The following is a 22,219-nucleotide window of genomic DNA, read 5'->3' on the forward strand; positions in this document are numbered from 1 at the left end:
TCAGGGTTTCTTTTTCTTCTTCTCGGCCCAGGGGGGATCGAGCAGGTCGATCGAGAGCCCGCGCACCGAGGTGCCCCGGATCTCGTCTTCCTGCTGCCAACGGTCCCACTGGTTCGGGTTTTGTCGGTACTGGTAGGATTCGTAAGCACTGGAGATTGAGCGGCGGGCCAGCCAGTCGCCGATGTCCGCGCCGAACACGCCGCTCCAGAACGGTAGCAGTCCGCGATAGAGAGACTCTGCCGCGGCGGCGTCCCGCAAGTCCACCGACTGCCCGCGCAGCGCCGCGGAACGTGCAAGGGCGGTCCAGTCCACACCCTCGCCGCGCCATGGGAAGAGGCTCTCGTTACTCAGTGGCGGCACCAGCGTGGCATCGAAGCGTGGCGCGTAATCCGAGGGTAGCAGGCTCGCCCCGTAGCGCGGCGCGAAGCGGGGATCGAGGAGGGGGGCGGACGCCTCCGGCTCGCTCCCGGCAGGCGGCGGTGCGACATCCGGACGTCCCCCGACAAGCGGGCTCGGATCGAGCTGCAGGCGAAAATCGCCGAGCAGGCCGATGCTGGAAAGCTCCGGCGCATCGCGCAGGCGGATGCCGACGCGCCGGTTCTCTTCCACGGGGCCGAAGTCCTGCACTTCGCCTTGCGCGTGGACGTCGAGCAGCGAACCGGGCGGCAGCAGCGGTTCGATCGCCCTGCGCACGGCGACGCCGCGATGGGCGGACAAGTTGGCGTTGTAGGCGTCGTCGCCCTCCAGTGAAGCGTAGCCGTAGACGTCCACCCACAACCTGCGGCTGCGCCCGCGCATCAGGCCCTCGATCGTGGCGACGTCGCCGGGGTCGAGGTCGGCGCTGTCGCGCTCGAACAGGACGTGGCCGGTCTCCGGCATCACGCCTTCGCCGCGCTCGAACGCATCGCGCGGGGGCGCCGAGCCGATGCCGCGCGGGCGGGGCGGATCGTCGTGGAGCGCGATCGGCGGCGCGGCTCCGGTACGGGCCTGCGCGACATGGGCGAGTTCGTGAAGCAGTACCGGCGCGCCCGCTCCGGCGCCCAGCACGACCTCGTCCCCCAGAGCGAAGGCATTGGCGCCCAGCACGTGCGTGCGCTCCCGCGCTTCGGCCCCGGTGTGGAGGCGTACTCCGGCCAGGTCGATGCCCAGCTGTGCCTCGGCCTGTCGCCGCACCGTGCCCGGCAGCAGGGAGCCGCCGCTGCGGGGGAGCAGTCCGGCCTCGTCCCGGGCTGCCCGGCGAGATGCGGGCAGCCCGCCGAGCAGCCCCGGTGCGGCCAGCCCGCGCACGGCGGTATCGTGCGCGCGGTTCTCCAGCGTGGGGCGTGCCGCTTCGGGAGAAGCGCGGGGGGAGGGCGCGTTCATGGACGGTCCTCCCGGGGCCTGCCGTTCGCGTCGAGGCTCCGGAATTCCCCGGCGGTGTCGAGTGCGGGAGCCCCTGCGCGGCGCGGGGCGGGTGTCTCTGGCACCGGGCAGACCTGATCCGGATTGAGCGTGACGATCAGATTGGTGACGCTCGCCTCGGACAAAGTTCCTTCGGCCGTACGCGGGGTCAGCCCGGCAAAGCCGATCTCGGCATCGGCGATACGGCCGATGTGCACCGCGCCGGTGCGAACGTCACGCGATCCGCGTCCGCGCGTCGGGAAGCGCAAGTCGAGCGCGCTGAGATCGAAATGATCGAGCCGTACCGCCAGTGCGCCGAGGCGCTCGGGATTGGTGATGCCCTGACGGCGGAGGCTCGGGTAGGCGTTGAAGATCGGATCGAGCGGTTGCAGCGCCCCCGTGACCGTGAGGCCCCCGAGCGCGTGCGGCGCGAGTGTCGCCGTCCCTATCGATCCCAGCGAGACGGTGAGATCCGAACCGTTGTCCAGCCCCAGCGCGAGCGCCAGCCGGTCGATCCTGAGCGGAGCGGCGTAGTCCGTGCCGCCGGAATCCGAGGATGCCGACGGTGCGCGGGGAGAGCGTGCGCGCAGCAGGGTTTCCAGGTCGATCCGGCCCGCCTCCGCCTCGCGCAGGTGATTGCCTTCGAGGTTCCATTCGAAGAAGTCGTGATAGATCGGGATCGGCTCCGGCGTGGGCCCCATGCCTTCGGGATCGCCCGGCGGGTAGAAGTGGAAGCCGGCCCCGATGAAAAGCGTCGATCCTTCGAGGTGGAAGTCCACCAGGGCATCGGCGAGGTTGGGGATCTGGCCCTCGAGGTCGGCGTAATTGATCGAACCGTTGGTGATCGGAACGTTCACCCCGAAGGTGTAGTCCAGCGAAGGGATGCCCAGCGCCCCGTCGATCCCGTAGGCGCCGGCGAGCGTGAAGCTGCCGTTGACGTGGCTGAACAGCTCGTGGTTCGCGGCGAGCCATGCCGCGCCCGCATCTCCCGCCAGATAGCGCGAGGCTGTTGCCCCGCTGCCGCTTCCCCCGCCTGACGGGATCGGATCGATGCGGAACCACGCGTCGGTGATCGTCGCCGAGGGAATCTCGATGACGCGGCGGCCCTGGTTGTTGCCGCCGAGATCCACCGCGACTTGCGGGGACTCGATGCGGCGGATGTCGAGGTGGATGCCCGCACCCTCGTCGTCGTAGCGCAGGCCGCGTGCGTTGAGGCCGGCGAGGGTGACGTGGCCGCCTTCCGCCGCGTTGTAGGACAGTCGATCGCCGCCGATGCCGGTGCCTTCGCCGAACATGTCGTGCCGGGTGCCGCCCGCTCCCCGGCGCACGCGGATGCGCTGGTCGGGATCGCCCATCACGTAGCCGACGATCTGGGTGGCGGACCAGTTGAGGAGGTCGATGCTCATCGGCCCGTCGCCCGCGAGGTTCGCCTGAAGCACGTCGGCATCGAAGGCCATGCGGGCATTGAGCGAGCCGACCAGCTGCGCCTGCAGCCGCTCGGTGTGAAGTGCTTCGGCGCGTACGATCCCGGTGATCGCGGTGCCTCCGGCGGAGGGCACGATCTCCAGCGGCTCGTTGGTGGCGGGATCGGCAGGGCGGCCGACAAGGACAGGGCCGACCGTGAAGGGCTCGCTCTCCGGCAGGTCCAGCCAGAGGTCGAGGCTCGCAAGGTGGATACGCATCCCCGAGGCGGCCACCCGGCCAAGGCGCAATTCGTCGATGACGATGCGTTCGTAGGGCGTGCCTGCAGCCGCCGCTGCCGCGGGCGTGGGATGCAGGTGCACCGAGAGCCGCGCGGTGATGTCGCTGACCGTGATCTCGCTGGTGTCGGGGGCGAGGATCTGCATCGACGGTCCCGAAAGCTCCAGCTGGGAGAGGTTCAGGCTGTCCAGATGCAGCGGCGCGCTGCCGTTCGCGCCGATCGAGACGACGTTGCCGGAATAGCGGATCAGCCCGGTGTCGAAGTTGCGGAACCCATAGCCGAGATCGACACCCGGCCCGGTGCCGTCTCCATAGTGGACCGTGCCCGCGCCCGAGATTCCCGTAGCCCGTCCCTCGATCGCACCGCCGGGATCGAAGGCGAAGTCGATCCTTCCCGCGTTCAGCATGCCGCTCACGCGCAATTGTTCGCCGTAGCGCACGAGGAAGTCGGTCTCCACCGAGCCGATCGAGCCGCGCGCCCTTGCTGCACCGGCGGTCGGCCCGATGGTGGTCGCCGCGCCGCCGAGGCCGATCAGCAGGTTGTGGACGTTGATGTCGGACAGCGTCGCCGCCTCTCCCGGCACGAAGCGCCCGCCCGGTGCGGCCTCGGGCAGTTCCAGGTGCAGCGAACCGGCATCGACGACGATCCGCGCGGCGCTGATGCGGTCGACATGGAGGCTGTCGATCGCGAATTCGCTGCGCTCGTCCGCCAGCGAGGAATAGCGGCCGGAGAAGCGCACGCCGGTGGCCACCGTCGGGCCGTCGGCGCGGATCGTGGTGCCGTCGGCGGTGTGCCAGCGGATGCGGCTGAAGGTCAGGCTGTCGAGCCGCAGCGCATTGATCCGCGTGTCGCCGCCCGCCAGGACGACCTGCCCGGACACGTCGCCGCGCGTGATATGCATGCCCCCGCCGCTGCGTCCGTCCGCGCCGCGATAGGTGACGTCGGTGTCGGAGGCGACGAGGGCATCGAGGGCGACGGTCATCGTGCCGTCGCTGGCCATGTCGACACTGACCGCGCGAGGCGCGCGCTCGGCCCCTTCCGGCCGATCGAGCTGGCCACCGGCCTCCAGCATCCGGCCCATCGCGAAACGGAAGCGCATCTGGTCGAATCCGGCGACCTCGATGGCGCCGGACATCCGCGTCTCCTCGCCGCCGAGGTCGATGTCGAATCCTCGCAGCGCCAGCCCGAGCAGGGCGCCGGAGGTGATCTCGATCCGGTACGAACTGCTGCCAGCAACCAGTTTCTCGTAGCCGAGGCCGCTGCCTTCGATCCGGCCGATGCGGAAGGTCTCGATGTGGATGTTGCGGAAATCGATGCCGCCGTTCTCTCCGGTGCGGCGGCGCAGCAGGATGTCGGCGGTGATGTCGCGCGCGGTGCTCAGGCCATCCGCCCAGATGTGATGGGTGCCGTTGTTGTAGTCGAGGGCCTGCAAGTCGAGCTGGCGCACCAGGAGCCCCTCGACATGCAGCCCGTCGGTAGCCACCCGCAACCCGGCGCTGACACCCGAGAGGGCGAGGGCCTGTCCCTCGCGCTCGGTGATGCCCGCGCCGTGGATGCCGCGCACCGCCACGGAACTGGCCCCGATCCGCGCGGAAAACGCCTCGCCGCCGCCTGCCGAGATGGTCGGTCCGGTCACGGTGACTTCGCGCACGCGGATGTCGAGCAGTTCGCCCAGCTGGCGCGACACTTCCAGCAGTTCGCGTTGGTCCTGCGGCGAGCGGGCCAATCCTTCCGGCACGCCGATGCCGAGCGAACGGCTCCGCAGTTCCTCGTAGCGACCGACCAGCGGGCGCAGGTGCAGCAGGTGCTCGCGCTCGGCGGGCAGAGGAGGCGGATCGGCGCGCAACTGCGCCTCGATCGCGGCGAGCGTGGGGATCGTCGCGGGCAGGGCAAGGTCGCGCAGGGTGAATTCGTCGGCGGTCACGCTCGGCCCGCTCGCCGCTGTGCCGAGGCGTGCGGGCGAAGGGGGACCGGCGCTGACGAAGCGGCGGATCGCCTCCTCGCTGGTCATCTGGCGGAAGGCCAGCGCGGCAGTGTCGCCGCCGCCGCGTATGCCGGTCAGTTCCGCATGGCCAAGGCGGACCGGGCCGTCCACGCCGTCGACGCTGACCCGCGCAATGGCGATGGAGAGGCCGCCGACACCGCCCACGCCCGTCTCGGCCTGCAAGGTGTCGAGCCGTGCCTGCTCGGCGGCGCTCAGGCGATGCCCTGCCTGCAGCCGCGCCATGAGCCCCAGCATTTCCGCCTCCAGCGGCTCCAGTGCGGCGAGCCGGGGCCGCAACTCCTCGCGATCGGCGACCAGCCCAGCGACTTGTTCGGGCGCGGCGGCGCGCGCCCGTTCGATCCGCGCGTCGAGGACGAAGATCTGCGCGCGCAGCGCCGCCGCGCGGTTGCCGCCTGCCGCCGCCGTGAAGCCCTCGACCGAGAGGCTGGCGACGCGCAGGTCGCCCATGTGAAGGCCCTGCGCGTCGATGCGCCCGACCGAGATGGTCGCGGTGCCCAGCGAGGTGTTCGCCGCCGCCCGCTCGGTCAGCGCGTCGCGGTTGAGCGCGAGGTCCCACACCAGGCCGAGCACATGGCCCAGGACCGGGGAATCGGGCAGCGGTGCGGTCTGGAAGCTGGCGCTGGCATCGACTCCGGCGATGCCGAGGTGGCGCAGGCCGGTCGGTTCGGCGTCCCCCGCGCGGGTGTGGACGATCTCGTCGAGCGAGACATCGTCCACATGGAAGCGCCCGGCACGCGGCGCCCGCAAGTCCTCTGGCGCAAAGGTGAGCGCGAAATCGAGGTCGGTGAGCGAGACGGCGCCCGCGCGCAGCGTCGATCCGGTCGAGACGGAGGCGAACCGGGTGAGCGCGATCCGGCTGGCCCGCACGCGCATGAAACCGGCGGGCCCGTTGATCTCGATATCGACGACGTTGGGCTGGGCGAGCGCCGCCTCGCGGTTGTCCGAGCCGATGGAAATCCGCTCGCCCGGCGAACGCGCCAGCACCGCGCCGGTGTAGAGCGGAGCCCCGGCGTTGCCCTCCAGCTGTTCGAGGTCGACGGTCACCCTGAGCCCGGTGGTCTCGGCATACGTCGCGGATTCCCCGGTGAAGGGGTCGGTGCCGTGGACGGGGCGGGTGTACTCCTCCAGTTCGTAGGCGCCGGTGCCGAACAGCATCGCCAGCAGGTGGCGGCTGCTCCGCGCGGCGCTGACCGTGTGCGGGCGCGGGAACGTGCGCCCCACGCGCGGGTCGTAGAGCGCGAAACGTTCGACCAGCGGCCCAAGCGGCTCGCGGGTCCAGGCCCGTTGGCGGTGCGACTGCTCGAAGATCCAGTCGAAGTCGCCCGCCGTGATGCCCATCTGGACCAGCAGCGCCAGATCGGCCGGGTTCGTCCCGTCCCATGCCGCCGGGTCGGCCAGTTGGCGGCGCAGCGGGGTTTCCCCGCGCTCGTCAGGGCGGGTGAAGGCGAACGACAGCCCTGCCTCGTGGAGCATCGACTGCGACAGTGCCCCGGCGATCCGGGCGGCATAGGCGCCGCGATCCTCAAGCTCGAAGGCGCGGCGCTGGTCCTCGGGCAGGGCGCGCAGGATGTGGAAGGCGAACAGCGCCTCCTCGAACGTCACCTCGTCGATGGTAATGATCCACAGGAAGGTGCTGACGTGGAGCAGCTGCCGCAGGTCCTCGCGGTTGAACGCCGGATCGCGGGCGCCGAGGACAGTGGCGAGATCGTTCCAGTAGCGTCGGTCCTGTTTTACTCCGTCGGAGAGGGCGGAGAACAAGCGGCGCATCAGGCCCAGGACGTCAAGCCTTCGCACGACGGCCTGCAGGACGGACAAGCCGGGCGCCGGGCGCGTGGAGGCGGGCGCGGTTCCTTCCGGCGGCGCGTGGGCAGGAGCCGGCACGGCGAGCGCGGCCAGTCGCACGAACAGGCGATAGGCCGCCTCGGCGCTGTCGTCGAAGGCGCGGGCGGCGGCGATCAGTTCGGCCTGTCCTTCCAGCAGCGCGCCCGCCTCTGCGGTGAGGTCGGACAGGGAACCGTCTTCGCCGCGAACCACGATAAGCCCGGCCATGGCGGCTTCGGCGCGCAGGTCGTCCGGCAGTTCCTCGATCAGCCGCAGGTAGAGGCGGCCCTCGTCGAGCGACTGGAAGCGCGCCTGCTCGGCCGGCGGCATGGCGCGCAGCATGTCCCAGGCGAGCGAGGCCTCCCAGTCCCGCACTGCCCAGTCGAAGAAGCTGCGGCTCAGCAGGGTACGCATCCGGGCCATGGTCCTGTCCGGCCGCCGGGTGCGGACGAGCATCGCGAAGCCGCGCGCTTCGGGTGTCTCGCCCCGGCGGTCGACGGGTTCGAGCGCGCCGATCCAGCGATCGACGATGCCTGCGCCGTCGAGCCGGGCGATGACGCTCTGCAGGCTGCTTTCCGGCAAGGGGGGAAGGGCGGCGTCCGGTGCAGGTGTCGGTGCGCCCGAGAAGCGCGGGTCCGGCACCGCGAGTGCGGGGTTTTCAGCCAGCAGCCGAAGCGCCTCACGGGCGTCCTCGCGGCTGGCGCCGGTGAGCATGATGGAGAGCGTGCGGCGCAAGTCCTCTTCGCGCCGGGTGAGGTCGGGCGCGGCCGCACGCCGTCCCGCTTCGGTGCGCGCGGCCCGGCGGCCGGCCTCCTCGCGGTCGTATTCGGGCAGGGCGGTTGTGCGCAAGGCGCGCAGGTCCGCGCCGTTATCGCCGCCTTCGAGGCGCGTGAGCTGGCCTATCGGCACGCGGCGCAGCGTGGTGACGGCGGCGTGATGTTCGGCCGGACTGAGCGAGCCGGGGTCGAGCCGCATCGCCCGGAAGATGCGATGGCCGTTGTCGGCGCGGTCCAGCATGTCCGTGGTGAACGATTCCGCTGCGGCCAGAACCTCGCGCCGATGGCTGCGTGCATGATCATCGCCAAGGCCGTTCGCGAGCGCGGCGAGCGGCCCGGTGCCCAGCTGCGCCGCCAGCACCCGCGCCGTCTCGAAAGGCAGCGGCGCGAGCAGGTCCAGCACGCGGGTCACGGCATCGGCGGACGGGGTTTCCTGCGCGAGCAGGCGAACCATGTCCTCGCGCTCGTCCCGGTAATTGGCCTCGACAACGTCTTCCAGACTGCGTGCGGGTGACGGCTCGGCCCCGTCGAAGTGCAGCGCGCCGCCGGTCGCCGCACGCGGGCGCGGCGCCATGCCTCCGCCGAGCAGGGTTGCGGCCAAGCGCTCGGCCTCGCGCTCGGCGGCAAGCGGCGAGGGCGGTGTCGCGGAATGCAGGCGGCCTTGCGCGACATGGACGAGTTCGTGCGCCAGCGTCAGGCGGCTCGCCTCGGATGCCGGATCGTAGCCGCGCAGCCACACCACGTTGCCCCGCGCCGCGCCCCGCGCCCCGGCATCGGCCAGCAGGCGGTCGCCCTCGCGATCGAGCCGGAGATCAACCTCGCTCGCCGCAAGGCCGAGAGCCGGGGCGAGGCAGGCGAGCGCGTCTTGCGCGGCCTCGCGCGGGGCGCTCACGCTCTCGGTCGGGGAAGGGGCGGCGCGTTCGCTCATGGCGCGCGGCCTTGGCCCGCGATCCCCGCATGGACGCGGGCGGCGGCGGCGCGGCCGATGTCCTCGGGGCGGGGCCGGGCGGGAAGACGCGGCGGCGCTGCGGCGCGCGACAGGCCGCGCTGGCCGACGAGACGCTCCAGCTCGGAGGAAAAGGCCGCCCCGGCGCGCCCTGCCTCATCGGCGTCGAGACCGTGGAAGACCAACTGGCCGACCTCGATCGCCACGCGGCTCACAGCCAGCCTCCCAGTTCGGCCGAAGTGACCGGGCGCTCCAGCTTGCGGCATTCGAGCACGGCGGCTTCGTGCAGGTGGCGCATCTCCACGGCACCCCCTTGCGCAGCGGCGAGGAACGCGGCGTTGACGGCGATGCTGCGGATGTTGCCGGGCGCGACGTTGAGGCGCGCGAGGCGCTCGAAGTCCAGCCCCTCGGTCGGCGTGGCTTGCGGGAAGGCGCGTTCCCAGACGGTCCGGCGCAGCGCTTCGTCCGGGAAGGGGAACGCCACCACGAAGCGCAGGCGGCGGAAGAACGCGGCATCCAGCGATTCGCGCTGGTTGGTGGTGAGGATGGCGAGGCCGGTGTAGCTCTCCATGCGCTGCAGGAGGTAGCTGACTTCGATGTTGGCGTAGCGGTCGTGCGCGTTGCCGACTTCGCTGCGTTTGCCGAACAGCGCGTCGGCCTCGTCGAACAGCAGCACCGCGCCGCTGCCCTCGGCGGCGGCGAAGACGCGGGAGAGGTTCTTCTCGGTCTCGCCGATGTACTTGCTGACGACTCCCGCCAGATCGACGCGAACCACGTCGGTGCCGAGGTCGGCGGCGATGACTTCGGCGGCCATCGTCTTGCCGGTGCCGCTGGAGCCCGCGAACAGCGCCGCGATGCCAAGGCCGCGCCCGCCGCGCGCTCCGAAGCCCCAGTCCTCGTGGACGTGGCGGCGGTGGCGCACTTGCGCGGCGATGGCGTGCAGCGCGGTCTTGAGTTCCGCGGGAACGATGAGGTCGTCCCACGTGGCGACGGGGTGGATGACTTCGGCGATGGCGGCGATACGCGCCTGCGCATGGGCGCGGGCCTCGCGGTGGAGCAGGTCGCGCGCGGCTTCGCGGTCCAGTCCTTCGGCCAACGGGCCGAGGCGCGCGATGGCGGTCGGGCCGATGGCGAACTGGCTGGCCAGGGCTTCGCTCGCGCCGTTGAGCCTGGCGGTCTGAGCCTGCCCCAGCGCCCGGGTCCAGAGGGCATGGCGCTCGGGCGCTTCGGGCACTTGCAGTGTCGCGGAGACAAAGGGGCGGCGGCATGGCAGCGCCCCCGCGCCGCCGCTGACGATGATGCAATCGTCCAGTCGATCAACGAGATCGGCGGCGAGCGCCGCCTGTTCGGGGGCGATGTCTTCGGGCAGCTCGATCAGCAGCGCGAGGCCGCCCAGCAGCGCCTCTCGCCGCCACAGGGCTGCGAAACCGTGGCGCTCGGCGGGAGTGGGCGGTAGGTTCGCCGCGCCAAGAACATGGAGGCGGCGCCCCAGCCGGGTCGCCGCAGTCTGGGCGATGAGCCGGGCGTCGGCGGGCTCGCCGTGATGCAGGTGGATCGCGGGTACCTCTCCGTCCGCGCGCATCGACCACCAGCGCTCGACCAGCCGCTCCGCCTGGGCGCGGCCGGAGGGGCCGATTTCCGCGCCCGCCGCCACCGGGCGGACGAGCGGGGCGAGGCGTTCGTCAAGCGCGTCCTCTCCCAGCAGCGCGAGGAGGATGCGTTCGTCGATCAGGAGTTCGGAAAGGGTCGGTCGGTCGGGATCGGCGAGGCGCAGGCACCGCAACGCGCGCAGCGGGGCGTCGGGACGCAGCGCCGACCATGCCGCCTCCGGCAGTACCGCCATGGCGAGGGCGGCGGTGATGCGGCCTTGCGGGTCGCCGGTCACGGCGGCACAGAGCGCTACGGAGCGTGCACTCAAGTGCGGCAGAGCTGCCAGCAGCAGGCAATCACGGGCGAATGCGATGAGGCCAAGGCGCTCGGCGAGACGCCTTGCCGGCCCACCGGATTGGGCGGCCTCCTGCGCTGCGTGCAATGTCGCTTCGGCGGCCGCGATTTGCTCGCCTGTTCGCGCGGCGGCAAGCGCGAGGTGCGCTTCGATCACGGCGATCTCGCCGGCGAGAGACGGCGCGCTCATATCGTCACCAGCGGGGTGGCGAAGCGGCCGTCGCCGCCGGGGGTGAGCAGGCTTTCGGCGCCGTCGATGCGCAGGCGCACGAGGTAGTCGCCGCGCGCGATGGCGCGATAGGGGATTGCGATCTGCGCAGCCTCGTCCACGCTTTCGGCTAGGCCATTGGCGGCGGGAGCGGCGATGGCATAGCCGCGTGGAGGCCGCGAGGCGGGCGCGCCGCGTTCGTTGAGCAGCACTTCGACCCGCTGGTCACGGCCGATGGCGCGGGCGGCGGTGACCGTCAGGGTGCCGTCGGCGTAAACGATGCCGTCGATGGTCCGCGTCGCGGAATTGGCGGCGGAGACGGTGTTCACCACCGGGCGCAGGATCAGCGCGGCAGCGTTGGAGAACACACCCTCGTGCGCGGTGGCCGGATCGCCCATCTGGCGCGGGTGGATGACGGTGACGCTCTGCACTCCGGCGCGCGGGCGAGGGGCGGCGGCAAGGTCCACATTCAGGATGTGGGCGCGGGAATCGGAGGCGGGCGCGTGGTCGGTGGCGCCGATGCGGACCACGGTGCCGCTGGCGGCGAGCAGGCGCAGGCCGGCGATCGCCAGCGTGTCCTCGGTGGTCACCGCCGCGCTCGGATCATCGGCGAGGCCGACCCGCGCGATCTCGGGCAGCGCCAGCGTCTCGCCGAAGACGGCGCGGGCAGTGGCGGGCAGGGCGGTGCGGCCCTTCGCGCGCGGATCGATGAGCACGACGCTCGCTTCGTAGGCGACGGTGGTGCGGTAATGCGCTTGGAATGCCGACCAGATCCGCGACATGTCCTCCAGCGCGACGGCGGTGGGGGTCAGCTTGACCAGTTCGATCTGGTCGGCGAGGCCGCAGTTCTCCAGCGCCGTGGCGAGCGGGCTCGCGGCCGTGGGCACCAGTGCGCGGCGTACCGCCTCGCGCGTCAGGACCGCGTTCTCGCCGAGGATGCGCAAGGTGTGGCCGAGCAGGACTTCGGCGACGAACATCTCCGCCGCGAAGGTCGTGACGAGGTAGTGCAGCGTGAACGCCAGCGGCGGTGCGGAGACGAGGTCGCCGCCGCTGTCGCGCCCAGGCAGCCCGAGATTGCGCCAGGCCGCGTTGGGCGTGACCTGATGGAGATAGAGGTTCACCCGCGTCGGCTCGGGCTGGCCGGGCTTGGCGACGAGGTCGGGCGGCCCGGCACTGACGCCGATGGTGCCGACCGCGTCGCCTGCCTTGTCGAGCGCAAGGCCCTCCACCACGAGCTGGCGCAGCACGGCGGTGACTCCGGCGATGGCGAAAGGCGTGCTCATCGTGCGCGCTCCCCGCCCGAAAGGAACTCTGCGAGCGAGGGGCCGGGCGACGGCGCAGGCGAGGCGGGCTGGCGCCGTGCGGGCGGCGGAACGGGGGGCGGGGGCACCGCATGGACGTCTATGCGCTCGATCCGGATGACGACCGGCGGCTCGCCTCGGGGCGCCGAAACGGAGCGTTGGCGAGGTTGCGGAGCGGCGGGCGTGGGCCGGGGTATCGCATGCGCGACCGGCCGAGGAGCGGGTTCAGCGCGGCGCGGCGGGGGTGCCTGAACGTCCGGGCCGGGCGTTGTGCCGGCGCGTGCGTGGACTTCGACGTGGCGCATGATCTCCTGCAGCACCGTGCGTTCGGAGATCTGGAGGTTCGGGGAGGGCGAGTTGGCCATGCGGCGGGGAGCCGGGCGGTCAGGCGCTTGGGCCGGGGGGGGCGTGAGCGCAGGCGTATGGCCGGGATCGGCAGGGGGCTGCGGTATCGCAGGACGTTCGCCACTCGGTATCGCCGTCTGGATTGGCGGCACGGCCTGAGAACGGAAGCGCGGTTCCGGATTCTCAGCGGACGTAAGCACTTGCGTAACCTGCACCACCGAACCCTGCCGGATTGTCGGCGCGGCGGCGGGGGCCGTGGTGCCCGGGCGCGGCGCCGTGCTTTCCCTTGGGGCGGAGGGCGCGTCCATGACCGTGCGCGGTATAGGCTGCACGCTCCCGGCGATCGGCTGCGCCGGTTCCTCGAAGGCCATATCTTCCCCGCCGCCCTCGTAAAGCGTGCGCGGGCGCGGGGAGAGCAGCGCCACGCGGCCTGAGGCGCGGGCGGCGAGGGTGGCGAGATAGCGGCTCACGCTGCCAGCTCCAGATAGGCCGCGCGGCGCTGCGGGGTCATCGCCAGGATGTCCGCCTCTCGCCAGCCATAGGCACGGGCGAGCGCGGCGACTTCCGCCAGCAGCCGCCGCGCCTCGGCGGCGACCGAACGGGCGAAGTGATGCGCGGGATCGTGCAGCGCCGGAATGCTCGCGCCGCAATGGGGGCAGGCGACGAGCAGCGTGATCGCCGCCAGCGGATCGGCAGCTTCCAGCGCATCCTCGATCGCGGCGACAACTTCGGGCGGGAGGTTCGCGGGATCGGCGGGCGCACCATCGCGGGTGCAGAGCGTCACCACGCGGGCGAGGAGGGCGCGCTCGGCCGCTTCGGGCTCCTTCATCGCCAGCGCCGCCATGTCGTGGCTGTCGGCGGGGCGGGCCTCGATCCGCCATGCGCCGGACGTTATCGCGATCGGCGCGACCTCCTCCGGCGCCATCGCCAGCAGGCTGTCGGCATCGAGGGTGACTTCCGCCGTCTCGCCGCACTCTGCGCAGGGCACGGTCGCCTCGATGGCTGGGCCGAACAGCCGCCGCTGGTGCGCGATCAGCTTCCCGTCACGCGCGCCGACGGGAAGGCGTGCAAGGCCATCATCCCCGGCACCGGGCTCGGCGGCCCGAAGCAGGGCAAGCGGGTTCGTGCCCGCCTCCCAAAGTGCGAGCAGTCCCTCGACCGGGTTCGTGGACATGGCCTTACTGCGGTTCGACGAAGCTCGGTTCGGAAGGCTCGGTTACCGCGTAGTCGCGCTCCCAGCCTTCGTTCTCGATCTTGATGTGCTGGATGGCCACCGCGTTGGCGTTGGCGTCGAGGTCGGGCATCGACTGGAACTCGCTGATCCAGCAGCGGAACAGGCGATAGACGATCGCGGGTTGCCCTGCCTCGTTGTAGAGTTCGATGGTGATGTCCTTGCGGAAGTCGGCGAGCGAGACTTCGGCGCCGAGGGCGGAACCGAAGTTCCAGACCTTGTTGGCCCACCGCTCGAACTCGACGTCATGGGTGACGCCGCGTTCGAGGGTGACGGCCTCGAACTCGCTGCGGCCGGGCGACTTGCGGCTGGAGGAGGGATCGCCCCCCTCGCGGTGTTTGACTACCTCGGTAGTGCGCTTGAGCGCGCTGACCTTGCTGACGCCCGCGACATAGCGGCCGTCCCACTTCACCCGGAACTTGAAGTTCTTGTACGGGTCGAAGCGCTGGGCGTTGACGTTGAACTGGGCCATCGGGCAACTCCTCCCTTGCCGATTACGAAGCGGCCTGACCGGCCAGCTGCTGGATGCGGATCATGACGAATTCCGCGGGCTTGAGCGGCGCGAACCCGACAAGGATGTTGACGATGCCCCGGTCGATGTCGGCCTGCGTGGTCGTCTCCTTGTCGCACTTGACGAGGTAGGCGTCGCGCGGGGTCTGGCCCTGGAACGCGCCCTGGCGGAACAGGCCGTGCATGTAGGTGGTGAGGTTCAGCCGGATCTGCGCCCACAGCGGTTCGTCGTTGGGTTCGAAGACGACCCACTGGGTGCCCCGGAACAGGCTTTCCTCGATCATGAGGGCAAGGCGCCGGACGGGTACGTACTTCCACTGGCTCGCTTCCACATCGGAGCCGACGCGGGTGCGCGTCCCCCACGAGAGCGTGCCGTAGACCGGCAGCGCGCGGATGCAGTTGAGGCCCAGCGGGTTGAGCAGCCCGTTCTCGGAATCGGACAGCTTGTAGACGAGCCCGCGCACCCCGCGCAGCTGCGCATCGGTTCCGGCGGGGGCCTTCCACACGCCGCGCTCGGCGTCGGTGCGGGCATAGAGCCCGGCGATCGCGCCGGACGGGCCGAAGGTGCGCAGCTGGAAGTCGTTCAGCGGATCGGCCATGCGGACGCGCGGGAAATACGTGGCCGCGTTGGCGCCCTTGACGGTCAGGCCCGAGGAAATCCACTCGAACGCGCGGTCGACGGTGTTCACGGTCGGCGGCGGGTCGATCAGCAGGAAGGCGCGGCGCTTGGTGCAATAGTCGAGCGCGGCCTGATAGATGGCGTTCGGGTCCAGCCCGGTATCGAGCGCGTTGGGATCGCCGGGGCTGGCGCGCGTGGCGTCGGGCAGGACGAGGATGTTGAAGATGTCCGCCTTTTCAAGCGCATGGATGCCGGTGAAGGCGGACGGACTGCCGATCACGTCGGCGCTCTGCGGCAGCTGGGTGCCGTCGGCGCCGGGGACGGGGTTGCGCTGGGCGGCTTCGGCCGTGCCGGTGCCGAGGCGGTAGCGACCGACGTTGAAGTTCGCCGCAGGCAGCTTGAGCATAGCGAGGGCGCCTGCCGGGGCGCTGTCCGCCAGCGAAAGCGTGGTGTCCACGGCGGCGGGGAGCAAAGCCGGGTCGAACATCGGGGCGATGCGCAAGGCCTTGCCCGATCCGGTGACGCCGACGGCGACGGCCGCGCCGGGCAGTGCGGCGGCCAGCGCCTGGTTGAAGCGCCGCTCCAGCAGCCGGGCCAGCGCCACGACCGAGGTGGGCAGTGTCTCGGCCTGCTTGATCAGCGTGACTTCGAGCGCGGTGACGGGGCCGCTGGGCCGGTTGGCGGTGACCCGGACCTTGTACGCCTTGTCGTTGGCGAGGCCGGTGATCCCGGTGGAGGTGACGGCGAAGTCGGTGCCGACGATCCCGCTCTCGGCCGGGCGCGCGCCGGGGCTCGCGGCGGGGACTTTCGCCGTGGCGAGGCGCGAGCCGTTGGCCGGGTCGTTGAGCACCGCCTCCACGAAGCGGGGCGAGGCGGTCGATACGCTGAGGTCTGCCCAGCGCTCGACGGCGCCGCTGCCGAGATCGGTCAGGGTGAGGTTGAAGTTGCTGGCCGATGCCCCGTCGTAATCGACGTCGGCGACGATCCCGTTGCCCCAGTCGCCCTTGCTGGTCGCGGTGAGGGTGAAGCTGACCTTGGCGGCGTTGGCGACGCCTTCCTTGAGGTTGACCTGCGCGGCGACCCCGTCGCTCTTGGGCACGCGCACGACGATCGCCTGGCCGCCGCCGTTCTGGAAGAACTGCTGGACCGAATAGCTCAGCTCGCTGTTGGCGGCGAGGCCGCCGAATTCGCGCTCGTAGTCGGCGTAGCTGAAGATCGTCGTCGCCCGGTTGTCGAGCCCGCGCGCGGTATAGCCGACGAAGGCGGCGATCGCGGTGGGTACGCCGGCCAGCGGACGCACGCCGCTGCCCAGTTCCTCGACGTAGACGCCGGGATAGGTCGGTACGATAGGCATGAGGCCCCTCCTCCCCCTTGTCCGCACATGCGGATGGTGGATCGATGTTGATGGGAAATCGACCTTGAATGATTATCGCTACGTATAGCTACTTGGCGACCGGATCTGCTTGCGGCGACTCAATAGCACCGGGGGAAGTTCGGAGCACATGACGATCTATGTTAGAGTATGTTTGTCGTTGTGCGGCGAAATGACTTATTACGCAGATCAACTGATATTGGTTAACATCATGTAGTATTGCTTCTACTTGATTGGATTGTCTTTCCCTGAATTTCGACTGTCGTTGCGGGTTTTGCATGCGGTAAAGCGTGGCGCTTTGCCGCGTCACTCCGCGCAGGATTGAGTCGCTGCGCTTGCCATGACGATGCAGCGGCAGGTCACCCGCTCCCTGCCCGTCGGCGCCACCGTTCAGAACAACTCATAGGTCGCGGCGACCAACTCGATTGTCCCGTGCGGCTTCGGTCCGCAGGTCATCCCGGCAATCTGAGGAGTCGATCCGTGCATCTCGCCCTGTTCCTTTCGCTTTCGGGCTCACATCTTGCCGGCTGGCGCCATCCGCTGGCCGAGCATGGCGATCCCTTCGACGTCGCCAACTACGCGCGGATCGCGCAGGCGGCGGAACAGGCGAAGCTCGACATGGTGTTCGTGGCCGACAAGCTGTCGATCGACGACATCTACGGCAGTTCGTTCGAGGCCGCCGTCAGGTTGCGGCCCGCGATCCACGTCGAGCCGCTGACCCTGCTTTCGGCACTGGCCATGACAACGGACCGGATCGGGCTGGGGGCGACGATCTCGACCAGCTATTCCGAGCCTTATCACGCTGCGCGCATGTTCGCGTCGATCGACCACTTCAGCAAGGGGCGCGCGGCCTGGAACGCGGTCACCTCCGTCAATGACGGCGAGGCGCGCAACTTCAGTCGGGCGGAGCATCTGGGGCACGCCGAGCGCTACGAACGCGCCGCCGAGTTCATCGACGTCGTGCGCCTGCTGTGGGACACATGGCAGGAAGACGCGATCACCGCCGACAAGGCGAGCGCGCGCTATGCCGATCCGTCGCGGATCCACTACGCCGATCATCGCGGCACGTGGTTCCAGGTCAAGGGGCCGCTCGGCGCGGTGCGGCCGCCGCAGGGGCATCCGGTGCTGATCCAGGCCGGTGTCTCCGGGGCGTTCCAGTCTCTGGCCGCGCGCAATGCCGAAGTGATCTTCCCGGTGCAGTCGACGCTGGCCAAGGCGCAGGCGTTCTACGCCGACTTCAAGGCCCAGGTCGTGGCCGCCGGCCGGTCTCCCGATGCGGTCAAGGTGCTGCCGGGGGTGGTTCCGATCATCGCGGATACCGACGAGGACGCGTTCGAACTCGAAGCCCAACTCGACGCGCTGATCCATCCCGAGGCAGGGCTCAGCTTCATGTCGGGGAGCATGAACTACGACTTGTCCGTCCACCCGGCCGATGCGCCGGTGCCCGATATCCGCGATCGCATACGTGGCAGCAAGGGCCGCTTCGAAGTCGTGCTCAAGAGCGCGATGGAGCAGGGCATGACGCTGGGCGATCTCGGTCGAAGCTATGCCAAGGGCCTCGCCTTCGCGAAGTTCGTCGGCTCGCCCGCGACGGTGGCGGACAGGATGGAGCAATGGGTTCGCGAGAAGGGCGCCGACGGCTTCGTCGTCATGCCGCCCTACATGCCGGGAGGGGCGGAGCGGTTCCTTTCAGGCGTCGTGCCGGAACTGCAGCGGCGCGGGCTGTTTCGCAGCGAGTACGCGGGTACGACCCTCCGGGACCACCTCGGACTGGAGCATCCCGGCAACCGCTTCGATCTGGGCGAGGACATGCTGGCCGCGCAGTGACGCAGCCGCGCACTTGGCGTTTCGGCGCCGTGGTGCCGGTCCGGGGCTCTCTCGAGTGGCTGCCCGGCAGCGAATCGGCATGTTGAAAGAGCCGGTCACCCGGAGGCGGCGCCATGCTGCTTCCCGGTGCCGCACGTGGTTCGTAACGACGAGATGAGGCGGATCGCATGTTCTCCAGAGGCCGGAACATTACACGAGTGCCGATCTCGCAAGTCATTATTCGATTGCTCTAATTGCTTCGGGAATACAGGATTTGCCTGTTTCTCGGAGAAATCTCTTTGATGGCCGATAAGGTCAAGGCTATATTGCGGACCCGGAGTAATTGACCATGCGGAAGGTCCGGCCGACGCTTTTTCGGACAGTAGCGCAGATTTCGTGCTGCATTGCAGAAAGGGCGTAGACGACGCCGCTATCCCGTATTACCATGTTTGAAATAAGTATTACTGACATGGGTGGTCAAATATTACGAGGGCAGGCGCATGGACGGGGTTCGCGTAGGTAAGAGATTGATCGGAACACAGGCACCAGTCACTGTCGGCTGGGAGAATATCGGCAGGGTCGAAGGCGGTCCGGTGAAGCAGTTCGTCTTCACCTGGTTCCAGCCAACGGTGCTCTTCGCGCTGATCGCGTTCTGGTACTACGCCCCCAATTCCATCGCCAAGGCATCGACAGCGATCGGCATCGGCATCGGTTTCCGTCTGTTTCTCCTCGGCCTCGAATGGGCCTTCCCGCGCTACGAAAGCTGGAACCTCACGTGGAAGGAACTGGCGACCGACCTGTTCTACGTCGGCCTCGGCTATACGATCCTGCGCATCATCGACGGCTACATCGGCGACGGCGTGATGATCGAGGCGATCCAGGGCGCGTTCCACTGGGAAAAGTTCGCCTGGTTCACCGGACTGCCGCTGCTGCTGCAGGCGTTCCTGATCTCGTTCATCTTCGACTTCGGGCAGTACTGGATGCATCGCGGGATGCACAACTGGTATCCGCTGTGGCTGCCGCACTCGGTCCATCACTACATCACCCAGTTGAACATCAACAAGGGCGCGGTCGGCAACCCGGTGGAGCTGTTCCTGATCGGGCTGGGCGTCGGCGGGTTCTTCGACTTCCTGCCGCGCGCGTTCCTGCTGGCCGGGGCGATCGGCATGGCGGTCGGCAGCTACCAGCACATCAACGTGCGCTTCAATTCGCCCCGCTGGTGGCGCTTCCTGTTCCACACGACCGAGCATCACAGCCTCCACCACTCGCAGGACTTCGAGGCGAGCCGCAGCAACTTCACCAACACCTACATCTTCATCGACCGCATCTTCGGTACGTGCGTCGACGGCGAGGCGGAGCTTCTGGGCATGGAAGGCGGCCGCCGCATGGGCATCCGTGAGCAGATGACCTTCCCCTTCACCGAAGGCTGGAAGACCCTGAAGGAACGCTTCGGCGGCACCCGCGCCACTGCGGTTCCGGCCGAGTGACCGCCCGCATCGGGCGCGGCTCTCCTCCCATGCAAATGCAGTCCACGGACTTGGGCGGCCCTTGTGGCCGTGCCGAAAGGGATACCATGAACGCGCGTTTCATCGACTGGATCTGGCATGTCAGGGGCAGCCTGCCGCTCGCGCCCGGACAGTCGCGCGAGGATGCCTTCGACCGCCTCACACCCCTGTTCTTCGAGAGCGGCACCGGCCACGAACGCGGCGGCGACACGCTGACCTTTACCAAGCGCGACCAGGCCGCGCAGGACAGGATGTCGGTCTTCGACGGCGGCACGCTCCGGATCGAGAACGGCGCGGGCGGGTCGGTACTGCGCTGGCATATGACCAGCCGGGCCTTGCTGTTCTGCTTCCTGGCGCCGCTGCTGTTCCTCGCCTTCGGGCAATTGACGATCGCCCTCGGCAAACTGGAAAAGCCCGCGGCCGAAGCCTCGGAAAAGAAGGACGAGAAAAAGGACAAGGCCGCGCCGGCGATGAACCCGATCGACAAGTTCCTCGGCGCACCGGCTCCGGAAAAGCCCAAGAAGGACAGCCCAAAAAAAGAAGGCAAGGACAAGAAGGAAGAGAAGAAGGACGACAAGCACTCGCCCACTTCCGCCTATGTCTTCGCCGGTATCTTCGCCGCGCTCTACGTCGGTGGGCGGATTCTCGAGGACCGGAAGATCAAGGCGCTGATCCGCAGGAAGCTCGCGGGCGCTTAGGGCACGGGAGCCCGTCTCCTGCCGGTTCTCGTCGCACGGACATCAGTTGGGCCCCGCCTCCGCGGGGATGACGAAGAGCCTTTCAATGTGGAGTTTCGCACTTCCGTCCGCTTCAGGCGACGACGACCCTGACGCCAAGGTCGTTCAACCGGGCGGCCATGTCGCGGGGGATGCCGGGGTCGGTGACGATCGTGCCGATCTCGTCCAGCCCGCACACGATCGCGCCCGAGGACGAGGTGAACTTGCTGCTGTCGACGAGGAGGATGACTTCCTCCGCGCGCTCCATGAACCGGCGCTCGGCGGCGACGAGGATGACGTCCTGCTGCATCACGCCCTGCGGGCCGACGGCGGCGGCGCCCATGAACAGCTTGGGTGCGTGAAAGCGCGGCATCGATTCCTCGCCCGCCGGGGCCAGCACGATGTTCTGTTCCCGGAACACGGTGCCTGACGGCAGCAGCACCCGCGTGCCCTGCTGCGGCAACAGGGCATCGACGATATGCAGCGAATTGGTGAGGACCTGACAGTCCAGTCCGGCCAGATGCGGGCACATCTGCAGGGTGGTGGTGCCGCCGTCGATCATGATCCCCTCGCCCGGACGGCACAGCGCGGCAGCCGCCCGGCCGATCGCCTGCTTCGCCGGAAGGTGCTGCAGGATCGACTGTGCGAAGGGCGTCCCGGCAAGGCCGTCCTCGCGCTCTTCCTTCTGCTCCTGCGCCAGCTTGGCGCCGCCGTGCACGCGGACGATCAGGCCCTCTTCCTCCAGCCGCGTCAGGTCGCGCCGGATGGTCGCGGGCGATGCCTCGAGCCGGGCCTCGAGCGCGCGATACGTCACGAAACCGGTGGCGGCTACCGCTTCGAGGATCAGGCGTTCACGCTGCGTGGAGTGCATTGGCTACCTTATGTCGGTTTATGTCGGTCTTTGCACGGCCCTATGGCCGAGTTTTCGATCATGATCCATCATTTCTGCTCACGGGTTCATGCCCGCCTCGATCATGTTGCCCGCCCCGATGATCACCGTCGAGCCGACGAGCAGGCCGATCCCGGTCCAGACCAGCGTGCGCGTACGAAGGCTGGCGCCCTTCCACTCCTTCAGCGCAAAGCCCCAGAGCGTCGAGAACAGGATGATGGAAGCCATGTGGAGCGTCCACGAGGAGAAGCCGTAGCGTCCCATCTGGCTCTCGCCCATCGTGTAGAAGAAGAACTGGAAGTACCACAAGGTGCCGCCCAGAGCCGCCAGCAGGTAATTGACCAGAAGCCTAGGCTTTTCCCCGGTCGGCACTCGGCCGAGGAACTGGCCGAAACTGCGGTTGCGGCGGATGAGGATCGCGCACCAGATCGCATTGGTGGTGAGGCCGCCCGCAAGCACCACGCACAGCACCGGAAGCCCCTGGCTCAACGGATCGGTCCCGGCCGCCAGCGTCAGGTCGCGGATCGGCTGTCCGGCATCGAGGCCCCAGGCGAAACAGCCCGACATGACGCCCGAGAACACCGCGATCAGCAGGCCTTTGCGAAGGTCGAACTCGGCCACGCCCTCGGAAATCTTGCCGCCCAGGTCCTTGTCCTTGGCGCTCCCCGCCCGCGCGACGACGACGATCCCCGCCAGCGTCACCAGAATGCCCAGCAGCGTCAGTTGCCCGCTGGGGCGTGAGGCGATCTCGCCGATGGTGCCGTGGAAGATCGGCGGTCCCATCGTGCCGATCACCGTGGTCAGTCCCAGCGCCACGGCCATGCCCAGAGAGAGCCCGAGATAGCGCATCGTCAGCCCGAAGGTCAGGCCGCCGACCCCCCACATCGCGCCCCAGAACCAGCACCACAGCAAGGTCCGCGAAGGCGTGGATGCCAATACGCCGAGCAGGTCCTCGGTGCGCAGCGAGGCGAAGAGCCAGGGCGCGATGGCCCAGGAGAAGATGCCGCCCGCAAGCCAGAATATCTCCCACGACCACAACTTGATGCGCTTGTAGGGGACGTAGAAGCTGGCGGAGGCGAAGCCCCCAAGCCAGTGAAACAGGACGCCCAGCGGCGGATTGCCTCCCATGATTTTCGTGATCCT

The 22,219-nt window shown here is 69.3% G+C and carries 14 protein-coding genes; 3 read left to right on the plus strand and 11 right to left on the minus strand.

Annotation, left to right across the window (positions count from 1 at the left end; genetic code table 11):
- Genes BES08_RS23560 through BES08_RS23595 form a run of 9 tightly spaced genes read right to left on the minus strand, consistent with a single transcriptional unit; the run spans position 1 to position 16,142 of the window.
- Complete coding sequence (locus tag BES08_RS23560; protein ID WP_051587118.1) at positions 1 to 1,362, minus strand: eCIS core domain-containing protein; 1,362 nt, start codon at positions 1,360 to 1,362, stop codon at positions 1 to 3.
- The gene (locus BES08_RS23565) at positions 1,359 to 8,612 is read right to left on the minus strand and encodes an eCIS core domain-containing protein (protein WP_036529068.1); all 7,254 of its coding nucleotides are present in this window, start codon (positions 8,610 to 8,612) and stop codon (positions 1,359 to 1,361) included. The genes BES08_RS23560 and BES08_RS23565 overlap by 4 nt, the downstream gene beginning before the upstream one ends.
- Positions 8,609 to 8,845 (minus strand): hypothetical protein, encoded by a 237-nt coding sequence (locus BES08_RS23570; protein ID WP_069709499.1) that lies wholly within the window; start codon positions 8,843 to 8,845, stop codon positions 8,609 to 8,611. Before BES08_RS23570 ends, BES08_RS23565 begins: the two co-directional genes overlap by 4 nt.
- Complete coding sequence (locus BES08_RS23575) at positions 8,842 to 10,764, minus strand: ATP-binding protein (protein ID WP_051587176.1); 1,923 nt, start codon at positions 10,762 to 10,764, stop codon at positions 8,842 to 8,844. Before BES08_RS23575 ends, BES08_RS23570 begins: the two co-directional genes overlap by 4 nt.
- Positions 10,761 to 12,065: a Pvc16 family protein gene (locus tag BES08_RS23580; protein WP_008831690.1), complete on the minus strand. Its 1,305-nt coding sequence runs from the start codon at positions 12,063 to 12,065 to the stop codon at positions 10,761 to 10,763. Before BES08_RS23580 ends, BES08_RS23575 begins: the two co-directional genes overlap by 4 nt.
- Positions 12,062 to 12,898 carry a hypothetical protein gene (locus BES08_RS33090; protein WP_155986460.1) on the minus strand — a complete coding sequence of 279 codons (837 nt, stop codon included), beginning with the start codon at positions 12,896 to 12,898 and terminating at the stop codon, positions 12,062 to 12,064. Before BES08_RS33090 ends, BES08_RS23580 begins: the two co-directional genes overlap by 4 nt.
- Positions 12,895 to 13,602: a hypothetical protein gene (locus BES08_RS23585; RefSeq protein WP_051587177.1), complete on the minus strand. Its 708-nt coding sequence runs from the start codon at positions 13,600 to 13,602 to the stop codon at positions 12,895 to 12,897. The genes BES08_RS33090 and BES08_RS23585 overlap by 4 nt, the downstream gene beginning before the upstream one ends.
- 4 nt (positions 13,603 to 13,606) lie before the next feature.
- The gene (locus BES08_RS23590) at positions 13,607 to 14,131 is read right to left on the minus strand and encodes a phage tail protein (protein ID WP_008831688.1); all 525 of its coding nucleotides are present in this window, start codon (positions 14,129 to 14,131) and stop codon (positions 13,607 to 13,609) included.
- Between the two features lie 22 nt (positions 14,132 to 14,153).
- The gene (locus BES08_RS23595) at positions 14,154 to 16,142 is read right to left on the minus strand and encodes a phage tail sheath family protein (RefSeq protein ID WP_069709500.1); all 1,989 of its coding nucleotides are present in this window, start codon (positions 16,140 to 16,142) and stop codon (positions 14,154 to 14,156) included.
- Between the two features lie 498 nt (positions 16,143 to 16,640).
- Between BES08_RS23595 and BES08_RS23600 the strand changes: the two genes are divergently transcribed.
- From BES08_RS23600 to BES08_RS23610, 3 genes are all read left to right on the plus strand, one after another.
- A complete protein-coding gene (locus BES08_RS23600) occupies positions 16,641 to 17,987 on the plus strand; it encodes an LLM class flavin-dependent oxidoreductase (protein WP_008831686.1) in 1,347 nt (448 codons plus the stop codon).
- A gap of 479 nt (positions 17,988 to 18,466) precedes the next feature.
- Positions 18,467 to 19,453, plus strand: coding sequence for a sterol desaturase family protein (locus tag BES08_RS23605; protein WP_036529806.1), 987 nt, complete (start codon positions 18,467 to 18,469; stop codon positions 19,451 to 19,453).
- 86 nt (positions 19,454 to 19,539) lie between these two features.
- Positions 19,540 to 20,169, plus strand: coding sequence for a hypothetical protein (locus BES08_RS23610; protein ID WP_036529807.1), 630 nt, complete (start codon positions 19,540 to 19,542; stop codon positions 20,167 to 20,169).
- Positions 20,170 to 20,281: 112 nt separating this feature from the next.
- Here BES08_RS23610 and BES08_RS23615 read toward each other — a convergent pair whose 3' ends face one another.
- Positions 20,282 to 21,058: a DeoR/GlpR family DNA-binding transcription regulator gene (locus tag BES08_RS23615; protein WP_036529808.1), complete on the minus strand. Its 777-nt coding sequence runs from the start codon at positions 21,056 to 21,058 to the stop codon at positions 20,282 to 20,284.
- A 78-nt stretch (positions 21,059 to 21,136) separates the two neighbouring features.
- Complete coding sequence (gene rhaT, locus BES08_RS23620; RefSeq protein ID WP_036529809.1) at positions 21,137 to 22,204, minus strand: L-rhamnose/proton symporter RhaT; 1,068 nt, start codon at positions 22,202 to 22,204, stop codon at positions 21,137 to 21,139.
- Positions 22,205 to 22,219 lie beyond the last annotated feature (15 nt).

The organism is Novosphingobium resinovorum, from assembly GCF_001742225.1.
Taxonomy (GTDB): domain Bacteria; phylum Pseudomonadota; class Alphaproteobacteria; order Sphingomonadales; family Sphingomonadaceae; genus Novosphingobium; species Novosphingobium resinovorum_A.

Excerpts from the sequence above, each read along its gene's own strand:
- BES08_RS23580 (WP_008831690.1), bottom strand. The coding sequence starts at position 12,065 with ATGAGCACGCCTTTCGCCATCGCCGGAGTCACCGCCGTGCTGCGCCAG.
- BES08_RS23560 (WP_051587118.1), bottom strand. The coding sequence starts at position 1,362 with ATGAACGCGCCCTCCCCCCGCGCTTCTCCCGAAGCGGCACGCCCCACG.
- BES08_RS23615 (WP_036529808.1), bottom strand. The coding sequence starts at position 21,058 with ATGCACTCCACGCAGCGTGAACGCCTGATCCTCGAAGCGGTAGCCGCC.
- BES08_RS23590 (WP_008831688.1), bottom strand. The coding sequence starts at position 14,131 with ATGGCCCAGTTCAACGTCAACGCCCAGCGCTTCGACCCGTACAAGAAC.
- BES08_RS23595 (WP_069709500.1), bottom strand. The coding sequence starts at position 16,142 with ATGCCTATCGTACCGACCTATCCCGGCGTCTACGTCGAGGAACTGGGC.
- BES08_RS23610 (WP_036529807.1), top strand. The coding sequence starts at position 19,540 with ATGAACGCGCGTTTCATCGACTGGATCTGGCATGTCAGGGGCAGCCTG.
- BES08_RS23575 (WP_051587176.1), bottom strand. The coding sequence starts at position 10,764 with ATGAGCGCGCCGTCTCTCGCCGGCGAGATCGCCGTGATCGAAGCGCAC.
- BES08_RS23605 (WP_036529806.1), top strand. The coding sequence starts at position 18,467 with ATGGACGGGGTTCGCGTAGGTAAGAGATTGATCGGAACACAGGCACCA.
- BES08_RS23585 (WP_051587177.1), bottom strand. The coding sequence starts at position 13,602 with ATGTCCACGAACCCGGTCGAGGGACTGCTCGCACTTTGGGAGGCGGGC.
- rhaT (WP_036529809.1), bottom strand. The coding sequence starts at position 22,204 with ATGGGAGGCAATCCGCCGCTGGGCGTCCTGTTTCACTGGCTTGGGGGC.
- BES08_RS23565 (WP_036529068.1), bottom strand. The coding sequence starts at position 8,612 with ATGAGCGAACGCGCCGCCCCTTCCCCGACCGAGAGCGTGAGCGCCCCG.